The 12,807-nt window shown below is 41.7% G+C and carries 12 protein-coding genes; 8 read left to right on the forward strand and 4 right to left on the reverse strand.

Annotation, left to right across the window (positions count from 1 at the left end):
* Positions 1-259 precede the first annotated feature (259 nt).
* Both ACFQV5_RS00850 and ACFQV5_RS00855 read left to right on the forward strand, forming a co-directional pair.
* Complete coding sequence (locus ACFQV5_RS00850; protein ID WP_379242654.1) at positions 260-868, forward strand: hypothetical protein; 609 nt, start codon at positions 260-262, stop codon at positions 866-868.
* A 171-nt stretch (positions 869-1,039) separates the two neighbouring features.
* Complete coding sequence (locus tag ACFQV5_RS00855) at positions 1,040-2,020, forward strand: ketoacyl-ACP synthase III (protein WP_379242656.1); 981 nt, start codon at positions 1,040-1,042, stop codon at positions 2,018-2,020.
* 116 nt (positions 2,021-2,136) lie between these two features.
* Here ACFQV5_RS00855 and ACFQV5_RS00860 read toward each other — a convergent pair whose 3' ends face one another.
* Positions 2,137-2,394: a GlsB/YeaQ/YmgE family stress response membrane protein gene (locus ACFQV5_RS00860; RefSeq protein ID WP_379242658.1), complete on the reverse strand. Its 258-nt coding sequence runs from the start codon at positions 2,392-2,394 to the stop codon at positions 2,137-2,139.
* Between the two features lie 255 nt (positions 2,395-2,649).
* Here ACFQV5_RS00860 and ACFQV5_RS00865 point away from each other — a divergent pair, with 255 nt between their 5' ends.
* A complete protein-coding gene (locus ACFQV5_RS00865) occupies positions 2,650-3,348 on the forward strand; it encodes an N-acetylmannosamine-6-phosphate 2-epimerase (RefSeq protein ID WP_379242660.1) in 699 nt (232 codons plus the stop codon).
* Between the two features lie 68 nt (positions 3,349-3,416).
* Here ACFQV5_RS00865 and ACFQV5_RS00870 read toward each other — a convergent pair whose 3' ends face one another.
* Positions 3,417-4,241: a MurR/RpiR family transcriptional regulator gene (locus tag ACFQV5_RS00870; protein ID WP_379242662.1), complete on the reverse strand. Its 825-nt coding sequence runs from the start codon at positions 4,239-4,241 to the stop codon at positions 3,417-3,419.
* A gap of 192 nt (positions 4,242-4,433) precedes the next feature.
* Between ACFQV5_RS00870 and ACFQV5_RS00875 the strand changes: the two genes are divergently transcribed.
* The 5 genes from ACFQV5_RS00875 (at position 4,434) to ACFQV5_RS00895 (ending at position 9,999) form a co-directional block, all read left to right on the forward strand.
* Positions 4,434-5,165 (forward strand): acyl-[acyl-carrier-protein] thioesterase, encoded by a 732-nt coding sequence (locus ACFQV5_RS00875; RefSeq protein ID WP_379242665.1) that lies wholly within the window; start codon positions 4,434-4,436, stop codon positions 5,163-5,165.
* 69 nt (positions 5,166-5,234) lie between these two features.
* Positions 5,235-5,939 (forward strand): response regulator transcription factor, encoded by a 705-nt coding sequence (locus ACFQV5_RS00880; protein ID WP_379242667.1) that lies wholly within the window; start codon positions 5,235-5,237, stop codon positions 5,937-5,939.
* Complete coding sequence (locus ACFQV5_RS00885; RefSeq protein ID WP_379242669.1) at positions 5,936-6,922, forward strand: sensor histidine kinase; 987 nt, start codon at positions 5,936-5,938, stop codon at positions 6,920-6,922. The genes ACFQV5_RS00880 and ACFQV5_RS00885 overlap by 4 nt, the downstream gene beginning before the upstream one ends.
* A 403-nt stretch (positions 6,923-7,325) precedes the next feature.
* On the forward strand, positions 7,326-8,096 hold the full coding sequence (locus ACFQV5_RS00890) for an ABC transporter ATP-binding protein (protein ID WP_379242671.1): 771 nt from the start codon (positions 7,326-7,328) through the stop codon (positions 8,094-8,096).
* Positions 8,071-9,999, forward strand: a complete 1,929-nt coding sequence (locus ACFQV5_RS00895) for an ABC transporter permease (RefSeq protein WP_379242673.1) — start codon at positions 8,071-8,073, stop codon at positions 9,997-9,999. The genes ACFQV5_RS00890 and ACFQV5_RS00895 overlap by 26 nt, the downstream gene beginning before the upstream one ends.
* Positions 10,000-10,105: 106 nt before the next feature.
* On the opposite strand, the gene ACFQV5_RS00900 is transcribed toward ACFQV5_RS00895, so the two are convergent.
* Together ACFQV5_RS00900 and ACFQV5_RS00905 are read right to left on the reverse strand one after the other, a co-directional pair.
* Complete coding sequence (locus ACFQV5_RS00900; protein WP_379242675.1) at positions 10,106-11,248, reverse strand: M20 metallopeptidase family protein; 1,143 nt, start codon at positions 11,246-11,248, stop codon at positions 10,106-10,108.
* A gap of 18 nt (positions 11,249-11,266) precedes the next feature.
* A complete protein-coding gene (locus tag ACFQV5_RS00905) occupies positions 11,267-12,667 on the reverse strand; it encodes a YfcC family protein (RefSeq protein ID WP_379242677.1) in 1,401 nt (466 codons plus the stop codon).
* Between the last annotated feature and the right edge of the window lie 140 nt (positions 12,668-12,807).

The following is a 12,807-nucleotide window of genomic DNA, read 5'->3' on the forward strand; positions in this document are numbered from 1 at the left end:
TTCCAGCGCCGATGGTACTTGGACCGAAGGGTCCCGGGAGAGTAGGACGTCGCCAAGCGAACAACCGGAAAAACCACTATCGATTGCTCGATAGTGGTTTTTTTGTTTAGTGATATATTATGCTTTGGTTCAAATCGTAGCTGCGATCGGGGAATCACTTGCATTTTAATGAAACTCTTTCCTTTTTCTCAGAGAATTCTCATAAAACTTCGGTATTATTATAGAAGTACCTATTTCGAAGCAGAAGGAGAGATCGCAGATGAAGACATTATTAGCGATAACAGTAAGCGCCATCATGTTAGTTACAGGTGGGATTAGTGCAGTAAGTGGTGGACAGCAGGCACAAGCATCGGTGCAAAACACGTCCACATCCTCTTCGATTCAAAGTGGTGAACGCGCAAGCTCAACGGATATTAAGAAGTTGCCTGAATATGAGACCCTAAAGGTAAATATTGATTTATCCAACTACAAACCAGGAATTACTGAGGATAACGCGAATAAGCGCGTGATTCTGCTAAAGGATGACAACGGCCGTAACCGTTACAAAAGTGTGTATATCAAGAGAGAGAAGCGATTGGAAATAGTTGACTTTCAAGGCGGCCTAATCTTCAATGGCTATATTAAGAAAGAAACGGATACAACAACACAAACAACGAAAGAGGCAAAGGCCTCTATTCCAGATACTATTACTAAGCTTCCAGAGTACAAAACGTTGGCAGATAAAGCGGATCTATCCGGTTATAGCGCTCAGATCGTTGAAGACAATCGTGGTAAGAGAATCATTCTGTTTAAAGACGCGAGCGGACAATCTAAATATAAAACTATCTATGTAAAATCCACAAGCATGGTGAAGATTATCAATCTATAGATAATCATCCTCATCCTCATCCGAATAGGGATGGGGATGATTTTGTTTAATGAGATATTGACTAATATCTAGAATAAAGGTAATACCTAAATACATAAAATTTGAGTCATTTATTAGTACCAAGTACTAAGCCTGAATGATATAATGATTGAAAAGATGGAGGTGTACCTTGTGACTCAGTCCAAATCGAAAATTACCGCTATTGGGACTTATGTTCCGGACAAGGTCTTAACAAATGCGGACCTAGAAAAGCTTGTTGAGACGAGTGATGAATGGATTGTACAGCGGACCGGCATGAGGGAGCGCCGTATTGCAGAACCGGATCAATATGTATCTGATCTTGCGGTTGCTGCTGTTAAAGATATGAAGCTGCGTTATGGCGTTGAAGTAAATGATGTAGATATGATTCTTGTGGCTACGAGTACTTCAGAGTATTCCTTTCCGAGTACAGCGTCGCGGGTACAATCTCAGCTCGGGATTAAGAGTACTGGAGCGCTTGATCTTAATGCAGCCTGCGCAGGATTTGTGTATGCCCTCCAGCTTGCAGACGGCTTGGTTACAAGCGGAATGTATCATAAAGTGCTGGTAATCGGAGCAGAAACGTTATCCAAAATTACAGATTATACAGATCGGACGACATGTGTTTTATTCGGTGATGGTGCAGGAGCTGTTCTCGTTGAAAGAGATGAACAGCATTCAGGCTTCCTAGCTTCCTTATCTGGCACCTTCGGTGAAGGAGGCATCCATCTTTATAAAACTGCGCTTTCTGAGAAAATGGATGGACAAGAGCTGAAGGGCGGTTGCCTGGTTCAGAACGGCCGTGAAATATACAAATGGGCTGTTCGTAATATCCCTTCAGGAATGCGTCTACTGCTTGAGCAAGCAGGTATGCAGGCGAATGAAATAGATTGGTTTGTACCCCATAGTGCGAATTTACGAATGATTGAAGCGATTTGTGAACGCGGCCCGATTCCTCTGGATCGAACTTTAACGAGTGTTGAGTATCGTGGGAACACATCAGCAGCTTCCATTCCGCTTGCAATGCAGCTAGCCATTGATGAAGGCCGTTTAAAATCCGGTGATCAAGTGCTGCTGTATGGATTTGGTGGAGGCATGACTTATGCCGGCTCCATCATCCAATGGGCGATATAATAGTTAAACATACAAAATCCCCCACGTAGAAGGTCTGCGTCGTCCTAATGAACGACATTGACCTGATAACGTGAGGGGATTTTTGCATATGCGCTTAAGTAAGTTAGACTACTCGATTAAGAGCGTCCTTTTCTCATCGAACCCATAATGAGGCTGACGATAAATACAAGCACAACTGCACCGATCAAAGCTGGTATGATGTAGAAGTCGCCAATTTCTGGACCCCAAGATCCAAGCAGCAATCCTCCAAGCCATGCACCGATAAAACCAGCAATGATGTTACCAATGACACCACCAGGGATGTCACGTCCCATAATTAGACCTGCGATCCAACCAATAATACCACCAACAATTAATGACCAAAGAAAACCCATTGCAATCACCTCGTAAATGATTTATTTGTTTGTGCTTTACTATTAACCAAAGAGAGGATTTTTAAACCGATATGTGCCATAAACTGAGCAAGTAAAATTCATCCACCTTGTTGTAGCGCGGATTTTCAGGAATTTTTTGATGATGAGAAATAGGGAGCTGAAAAACAATTGACGAAAATAACTTTCATGTTATGATTATTAATGAAATTAGTTTTCTGATTATTCGCCATTATATTACATGGGAGTGCTTAGAATATGAATAATGCACGTTTGGATGCGCTTGGATTAAGTAAAGGACTGATTGTTTCCTGTCAGGCATTAGAGAATGAACCATTGCACAGTTCTTTTATTATGGGTAGAATGGCGGTGGCTGCTCGTCAAGGTGGAGCTGTCGGGATACGTGCGAATTCAGCTGAGGACATTAAAGAAATTAAAACCCAGGTGGATCTTCCAGTGATCGGGATCGTGAAGAGAGATTATCCTGATTCGAAGGTGTACATAACGCCGACAATGAAGGAAATCGAGGAGTTGGTTGGTGCAGGATCGGATATCATTGCTATGGATGCAACTAAGGATATTCGTCCGGGAGGGCTTGAATTACCAGAGCTGATGAACCAGATTAAAGCGAAATACCCAGAACAGCTGTTGATGGCGGATATTTCAACGGTAGAAGAAGCAGTAAAGGCGGAAGAACTCGGATTTGATTTAATTGGAACTACCCTGATCGGATATACTGAATCCACGGCTGGACAGAAGATGTATGATAATGACTTTGAACTGCTGAAAAATGTTCTAGAAGCGGTTAAGTCACCTGTTGTAGCTGAAGGGAATGTGCTTACTCCTGAAATGGCGAAACGCTGTCTGGAAGTTGGGGTATATTGTGTAGTGGTCGGTGGTGCTATCACTAGACCACAACAAATTACGGAAAGATTCGTTAAACATATTCAGTCTTAAATATACAGAAGCTGACGAATGCCGAGCGGCTTCGCTACTCATTAGGAGGCGAAGCCGTTTGGCTGCAGTCAGCTTTTTTTGCGATCTTCTTTTACTTTTTCGAACAGCGTTTCAAGTGTATTTTGACGTTTCCGGTACAATTCCTCATCATTTAGTAGAAGCATGGAAAGTACATCTAACACATAAATAATAGCCAGCTGGCTGTTAATAAAATGAGTATCTCCCATACGGTGCAGACTAGGCGTAAACAATGAAATATCTGAAATATCAGTAAGAGGCGTATGCTTATAGTTTGTAATGCTGATTGTTGTCGCACCGTTCCTTTTTCCGATTGTTAGGGCATCGATAATTTCTGTAGTTTGTCCAGAGTTCGATAACCCGATAATAAGGTCATTCTCATTCAGCAAGGCAGCGCTCATAATCATCATATGAGAATCAGTTATGGCATCTATCGTAATGTTCATCCGCATCAAACGATATTTAAATTCCAGTGCAGACAATCCGGAACTACCAAGTCCATAGACCTGAACACGGTGTGCATTTTTGATCATCTGAACGACGTTCTCAAAGTCTTCTTTATGCATCATATCTGTTGTCGAATTAATGATTTCATTGTAAATATACTGCACTTTTGTAAAGCTGTTGCTGTCCCCAGAAGGTTTGTCAGCCTCTCTGCTCAGACGGATTTTGAAATCGACAAAGCTGTCACATTGTATTTTTTTACAAAACCTGGTGATGGTGGAGGTTGATGAATGCGTGTGATCAGCTAATTCGCGTATATTCATATTTTGTATGGAGTTTTTATGCTGGACGATATAATCTGCGATCTCTTTTTCTTTCTGAGAAAGATCGTGATAATGAAGCTGGAGCTCGTCCAAAATACTTCGGTGCATCTTTTCACCTTCTATATTTTAATTAACTATTCGTAGTCCACTTATTATAGCGCTTCTTTCAGCATAAGGTAAGCGGGTGTAATTTTTGAAAACAAGATGTTAATTGGTTATGATGGAGAGATCGTCATAGAGTTTAGTCGCGATAAAATGGTAAACTTCAAGTTTACTTCAGAATAAGGAGATGTATACAAGATGACTGCTAAGTGGACAGAAACAATCATGATACAATCAGACGAAGTAGATTATAAATCAGATATTCGCTGGTCTTCATTACTGAGTATTATGCAGCGTACTGCAGACGGACATATAGAGGCGCTAGGTGTCAGTCGAGAGCAAATGGTGGAACAAGGTATGGGTTGGATGCTCATTACACTGGAATTGAGTATGTCCTCTTTGCCTCAGTATAAGGACACGATTGATATTACTACATGGAGCAGAGGAGCGAAGGGTGCGCTGTGGCACCGCGACTATCGTTTTTATAATGCTACAGGTGAAGAGCTGGGTACTGCAAGTTCGATCTGGGCCTTAGTGGATATCCATAAGCGAAAAATTATGAGACCGTCCGCGTTCCCTTATGAGGTACCAGTTCATGAAGAAATGGTAGGTAGTCCATTGGACAAGAAAGTGATCCCAGAGGGAAGTTTATTGAAAGAAGCATTCTCCCATACGGTTCGCTACAGCGGTTTAGACAGCAATGGGCATCTGAATAATGCACGATATGCTGATCTATGCTGGGACACGCTTACGGAAGAAGAGCTTGAACATAAGAGCGTGAGTAATTTCAAGATTACATATCATCAGGAAGCGAGAATGAATGACGAAATAATCATAAACCGTTCATCAGGTGAGAACCATAACATCTACGTACAGGGAATATCTCCTGAGGGAACAAACTTTTTTGAAGCGGCAATCGTTTTAGAATAATGTAGAGGCTGTTTTGAATACAAGCAAGGCGGGATACAGCCTGAAGTTTTGGAGAGGGAGCATGATTGTATGTACAAAGTCATGATCGTTGAGGATGACCCTAAACTTGCTGGAATGCTGGAATCTCACATTCGTAGATATGGAAATCAGGGTGTAGTCGTGCATGATTTCGATCACGTGCTAGAACAATTTCAACAGATAAAACCGCATATAGTATTGCTAGATGTGAACCTGCCGAGTTTTGATGGTTACTATTGGTGTAGACAAATTCGTTCAATATCAACTTGTCCTATTATTTTTATATCTGCCAGAAATGAAACGTTGGATCAGTTAAGAGCTCTTGAAAATGGAGCTGATGATTATATAACGAAGCCATTTCATTACGATATCGTGATTGCAAAGATCCACAGCCAGCTCCGACGAGTATACGGTGATTATGCTGCTGTTTCAGGGGAACGGACGGTAGAGAAAGATGGACTGGTTCTTTATCCTGAAAGGATGGAGCTTCAGTGGGGGGAACAAGTCATAGTGCTGACCAAAAAAGAAACGATTCTGCTAGAAACATTGCTGGATCGCAGCCCGCGACTTGTAAGCCGGGAGACAATCTTGGAAAAGTTGTGGGATGATACTTTTGTTGATGATAACACCTTGAGTGTTAATATTACACGCGTGCGTAAACGGTTAGGGGAGCTCGGGATTGAAGGTGCTCTTGAGACGGTGCGTGGTTCAGGTTATCGCTTAAATGCAGTATGGAAGACTGAGCGAATACAATGAAAAAGTTATTTTGGCGTGAACAGCTCCCGCTAATTCTCTTTAGTGTAGTTCAAATATTTGTCGTGCTATTGGTGTTTTGGTTCGATGGATATGATCATCCACTTACTGCTTCTTACGCAATATTCCTAGGATTGTTCATCTTATCAGGCTATTTACTGTACCGGTATTATAGTCATTGGAGATTTTATAAACAGTTGTCGAGACCCATGAGATCACTCGATGAATCAATACAGCATCATGAGTCGGCTCCTTTACCTGCAGCTCTAAGTAGACTAATGGAAGAGCAGTACCGCCAATATCGTAACCAGATGCAAGAGTGGGAACGGAAACGGAAAGAGCATTTGTTTTTTATGAATCAGTGGGTACATCAGATGAAGACTCCGTTATCAGTCATTGAGATGATCACGCAGGAAGAGGATAACGAGAACTATAAGAGTATTTCCGAAGAGTCAGACAGACTAAGGCGCGGTCTAGAAATGGTGCTGTATATGTCTAGACTGGAAACGTTCGAACAGGATTTTAGTGTAGAGCCCGTATCTTTACTGGAGATGGTAAAAGAAGCTGTGCATGAGAACAAGCGATATTTTATCTATAGTCATGTTTATCCTGAGGTGCTTGTTGATCCCGAAATTACTGTGCAGACGGACGCCAAATGGCTTCGATTTATCTTGCTTCAGTTGCTATCTAATGCCATTAAATATTCAGAGGGAAGCGGGCAAAAAGTTACATTATCTGCTTCAAAGATAGAACATGAGCGTGAAGTTTGGCTAGATGTAATCGATCGGGGGATTGGCATTCCTAAATCCGATCTTAATCGCGTATTTAATCCATTCTATACCGGAGAAAACGGGAGAAAGTTAAAGGAATCGACGGGAATGGGATTATATCTGGTTAAGGAAGTCGTAGAGAAGATGAACCATCGAATTGAGCTGGAATCTGAATCTGGGAAAGGGACGAGGGTCCGGTTAATATTCACGATATAAAGTATGGATTTTATGAAGAGAATTACGTTAAAGCAAGAAACCTTTCTAGGATAATGGTTTGTATGTGCATCCATTCTCTTAGGTAGGTTTCTTTTGCTATATCTAACTGACCCACATCGGAGTAGTGGAGAGGACAGAACGATTCCGGAGAAGCGGAGCGGTCGCCTTTGTCTCTGAATTTCATCCATGTTAATAGGTAATTAATAAGAAATTTGGAGACAACAGCGATCGGAAGAACGATCCATACACGTAGTGGCTTCATACTTAATTGTATTTTTAAATAAGCGGCTGAAACCTTACACCGATGTAAGGTACATGAAAGCATGATCGATAGGTGAAAAAGAGAAGTGTAGTTACACTAATAATATAGAAACGCAGATATTTAGGAGATGAGGGATTCAATATGGAAATATTATCGGTACGTAATTTAGGGAAAGTCTATAAGGGGGCTGTGTCTCATGAAGCCCTTTCTAATATAAATTTGAGTATCAACAAAGGTGAATTCGTCGGGATCATGGGTCCATCGGGTAGCGGTAAGACGACGCTGCTGAATATGATATCCACCATTGATCGCCCCACTTCAGGTGAAATTCGGATTGGTGGAGAGGATCCATTCCAGTTATCTCAAGATAAGCTGGCTATGTTCCGCCGTCGTGAGCTTGGGTTCATCTTTCAATCGTTTAATCTGTTGAATACGTTAACGGTTAAAGAGAATATATTGCTTCCATTAGCACTCGACGGTATGGAACTAAACGAGATGAATCGACGCATCGGGATACTTGCAGAAAAACTCGGTATTACATCCATCTTAAATAAACGAACCTATGAGATTTCAGGGGGACAAGCACAGCGGACAGCTGTAGCAAGAGCCATGATTCATATTCCCAAGCTGGTGCTTGCAGACGAGCCTACCGGGAATCTGGACTCCAAGTCAGCCCAAGACGTCATGGAAATCATGGAACGTAGAAACAAGGAGGATAAAGTGACCATGCTCTTGGTTACCCACGATCCGGTAGCTGCAAGTTATTGTAATCGGGTCGTCTTTATCAAGGACGGACAACTGTATAACGAGATTACTTGCGGTGAAAGCCGTTCGGCATTTTATCAAAAGATCATCAATGTACTATCGCTACTGGGAGGGTTAGGACATGAATTTTCGCCAGTTCGCGGTTAATAATGTTCTCCGTAGTAAGCGTACGTACGTCGCTCATTTTTTGAGCAGTGCTTTTTCTGTGATGATCTTCTTTACGTATGGACTGCTCGCCTTTCATCCCAACCTTAAAGATGGAATTGTATCCACAAGCGGCACACTGAGTATGCTCGGTACAATGGGGATGACGATTTCTCAGTATATCGTATTTATATTCTCGTTCTTTTTTCTACTGTATTCGGTAGGCGCTTTTATTAAGACACGTAAGAAGGAATTTGGCATTCTGCTAATATTGGGCATGTCACGCAAGCAATTGAACCGGATGTTGTTTATTGAGAACATTCTGATCGGGGCAGCTGCAATCCTTACGGGAATCGGAATTGGAGTCGTATTTTCAAAGTTGATTCTGTTAGTTAGCTCTAAGCTACTTGCTGTTGAAAATGGACTGCCGTTCTACTTCCCAGGGAAAGCGATGCTACTTACTGCAGGCTCCTATGCCGCGCTGTTTCTGCTGATTGCCGTATTCTCATCTGTCATGCTGAGAAAGGGTACACTCATTGACCTGGTAAAAGCGGAGGAGAGTCCGAAACCTCACCCTAAAGCTTCTCCTTGGCTTGCTATACTCGCTGTTCTGCTTATTGTAGCGGGTTATGGGATGGTTATGATATTTGCAGTGCGGCAGATATTTTCTCTAACGTTACTGTTCGGTGGTGTTGCGCTGGTTATCTTAGGTACTTACTTTCTCTTCACCCAGTTCAGTGTGTTCTTTCTGCGCTGGCTGCAGAAGAAACAGGGCTACTTCTACCAGAGAACGAATCTGCTCACAATTTCAGAACTTCTGTATCGGATCAAGGATAATGCGGTGATGTTCTTTCTTGTATCGATTATTTCGGCATCTGCCTTTACCGGAATTGGTACGACCTTGTCAATTGGCGATCCGGGACTGTCAGCGATGGTTAATCCATATGCATATACGTATATCAATTACGAAGAAGATCAATCAGCGAATACAAAGGAACTACAAAAGATCAGGAATGAATTGGAAAAGGCAGGGGTTGATTATACTGAGGCTTCGGTGACTCCTTCATATGATGATAACGGAAATAAACTGATAAAGCTTAGTGATTATAACAGCTTGCTTCGAGCACTAGGACGGCCAGAGGAAAGTTTATCAGAGTCCGAAGGGATCTTAACGCCCGGGACTGTATCAGGGAAGAACAAAAATAAGGTTAATGGTATCGTAAACGATCAGATTGAAGTCATAACTAAGGATGTGCAGCAAAATGTTAAGGTGATTAAAGCAGAAACGTTTATCGCCGTACCTCTTTCATATGGAGAGTCACTGGTCGTCTCTGACGGTTTGTACGATAAGATGATGAATGCACAAGAAGAGGAAATTCTCTACCAGACATACTATACATTCTCTGTAGCTGATTGGAAGAATACAGGTGAACTTTCAAAGGCGATAGTTAATTCGATTAACGAGGGTGAAACAGAATACGGATATTATTTTGAATCCCTCTATTTCTCATGGAAAAGCGCTCAGCAGCAAAACGGAATTCTGCTTATAGTTAGCGGGCTTATCGGTATTGTGTTCTTTACGTTTGCGGCAAGCTTTATCTACTTCCGCCTTTATTCCGACCTGTCTCGGGATGAGCAGCAATATCGCATGATTGCAAAGGTGGGTTTAAGCAAGCGAGAATTGAGAAAAATCGTAACCAGACAGATGATCATCATGTTCTTTCTGCCGATGCTTATTGCAGTAGTTCACAGTACAGTTGCCTTTGTGGCACTTCAACAGTTAGTGGATTTCTCCATCTTGTCCCATACGGTAAATATCTTTATTTTCTTCCTGACGGTACAGATCATTTACTTCTTCGTGACACGTTGGCGTTATCTGAACCGTCTATATAAAACGATTGAATAGAATAGCCCTTAATAGTAGAGGGGCTTAGAATATTGCACGGTACAGACGCATAAAAAAGCACATCAACTTTGTAAAAGTTGATGTGCTTTATATTTTAATCAAATGGTTATTTATAGTTTGTTATGATTTCCAAGAATAGTCGGATAGCTTCAGGAAAAACATCTTCATCAATATCAAACTTAGGATGGTGATGAGGATACATGCTTTTCTCGCCGTTCATGCCTACATAGATGAACGCACCAGGCTTTTCTTGTAAATAATATGAGAAATCTTCAGAGCCCATGATCGGGTCAACTAACTCGAATGCGTCATGACCGAAAGCTCTTTGAATAATCGATTCAGCAAACTCAAATTCCTTAGGGTCGTTCACTAATGGAGGTGTGCCAACGATGAAATTCACGGTAGCCGTAGCGCCGAAGGCACTACAAATTCCTTCGGAAATTTGAACAATTTGGTTCTGAATCGTCTGCACAGCACCGGGCGATAAAGTTCGGATGGTACCGATGATTTTGGCTGAGTCAGGAATGATATTATACGTTGTACCAGATTCAATTTTCCCGATGGAAACGACGCTGGCATCCATCGGGTTAAGCTTCCGGCTAACAATACTATTCAAGCCCTGGATGACATGTGAAGCTACATAGATAGGATCCACGGTTTCATGCGGCATGGAACCATGACCGCCATATCCTTGAATCGTAATCTCGAAGTCATCCACCGAGGCCATCGTAGGTCCCGGTCTTAAACCGATCTTCCCTTTGTCCATTCCTTGCCAGAGGTGGATACCAAAGATCGCATCCACATTTTTGAGGACACCTTGCTTGATGAGCTGGTCGGCACCACTCGGTGAAATTTCTTCAGCAGATTGAAAAATGAGTACGATATTAGGCTCAATCTCATCTGTATGCTGTGAAATCCATTCGGAGACCGCTAATAAAATGGCTGTATGGCCATCATGCCCACACATATGTGCTACACCAGGTTTTTGTGAAATATAAGGCTTGTCACCTTCTTCAGTAATGGGCAATGCATCGATGTCAGCGCGTAAAGCTATCGTTTTATCACCTTTCGTTCCCTTAACATAACCTACAACGCTAGGAGGCTGGAAATCTAGAATTTCAATATGAAGAGCTTCTAGACGATTGCGAATAAATTGACATGTCTCATATTCTTCGCCGGAAAGCTCTGGATGCATGTGAAGATGACGACGATCTTGAATTGCTTGTTTAACTAAATTTTCATTAACCACATTAAAAACTCCTTCTCTTTAAAACGGACCATATTGAATCAATTGTGCAATAATCAGTGCAATAATCGCAATGACAAACTGAAGGATAAAGAATGGAAGAAACCACTTGACCCATTTCCCATAAGAAATCCCACCGACCGCGAGTGCTGCAATAATGTTACCTGTTGGGAAGAGTGCTTTTGAAATTCCATCTCCAAACTGATAAGCAAGTACGGCTGTCTGTCTCGTTACGCCAATCATATCGGATAGTGGTGCCATGAGTGGCATGGTTAGAGCAGCTTGCCCACTTCCAGATGGAACGAAAAAGTTCAAGATTAATTGCAGAATAAACATACCGACAGCTGAAAACGTTCCTGGTACATTACCTAACAGATTTGAAGCATGATAAAGTAATGTGTCCATTAAGCCGGCCGTATTGAAAATGACGAGAATAGCTTGCGCAAGACCGATAATCATAGCACCGCCAAGCAAATCTTTTGCTCCAATAATAAAGTTATCAGCGATACTTGAAGGAGATAGCTTCCCTAAAACCCCCATGATAATAGCAAACAAGAAGAACAATCCTGCAATTTCGGTAATGTACCAGCCGTATTTTGTAACTCCAAAAATGAGAACAATGTAGCTAATAAGGAAAGCGATCAGAACGAGCTTATGGCTTGTTGTCATTTTTTCGTCTGAATTCGTTCCTGCTTTCACTTCACCTTGCTTATATTTACCGTAAATCCCGATCGAGGGATCTTTCTTTACTTTTGAAGCATAGCGATAAACATAAATAGCTGCTGCTAGATACAGCACGATAAAAAGAACGATTCGGAAGCCCATGCCGGAGAACGTTGGCAGTTCAGCAATCCCTTGGGCAATCCCAACCGTAAATGGATTCATAACCGCGGACGTAAACCCTACCGACGCCCCGATGGTGACCATTGCAAAGCCGGTCATGGCATCAAATCCTAGCGCAATGGTCAGTGGTACAAGAATGGCGATATACACAATAATTTCATCTGACATCCCCATTAAAGAACCGGCAACAGCAAAAAACAACATCAGGATGGGGATAAGCAGCTTTTCACGATTAGCCATCTTCCGAGAAATCATAGCGATGAATGCATCGAGCGCCCCAGTGGCTGCAAATACGCCAAAAGTTCCCCCAATAATCAACACGAAGAAAATCGTACTGGCTCCGTTCACCATACCTGTATGAACACTACTGAAAATATCTAACAACCCTAAGGGTTTAGTATCAATATACTGGAATGAATCTGCTTGAATAACACTTCGTCCGTCCACTTCTACTCTATCAAATTGACCGGCTGGAACAATATACGTTAGAATGGCGGATAGAATAATAAGGCAAAATATTAATACAAAGACATTAAAACTTTTGGGCTTTTTCTCTAGTTGATCTTCTAAGCTGCTCATCTTTAAACTCCTTGTCGACTTGTTATAATGTAATTTATTTAAGTAATATATATTAATACTGAGTGTATAAATTTGGTAAACGTTCGAGAATTTTCTTATATTTTATAAGGGATCAATTTTTGAACGACTTTATAATAATA

Origin of the sequence: Paenibacillus sp. GCM10028914, from assembly GCF_042666275.1 — a bacterium.
GTDB lineage: Bacteria > Bacillota > Bacilli > Paenibacillales > Paenibacillaceae > Paenibacillus_AQ.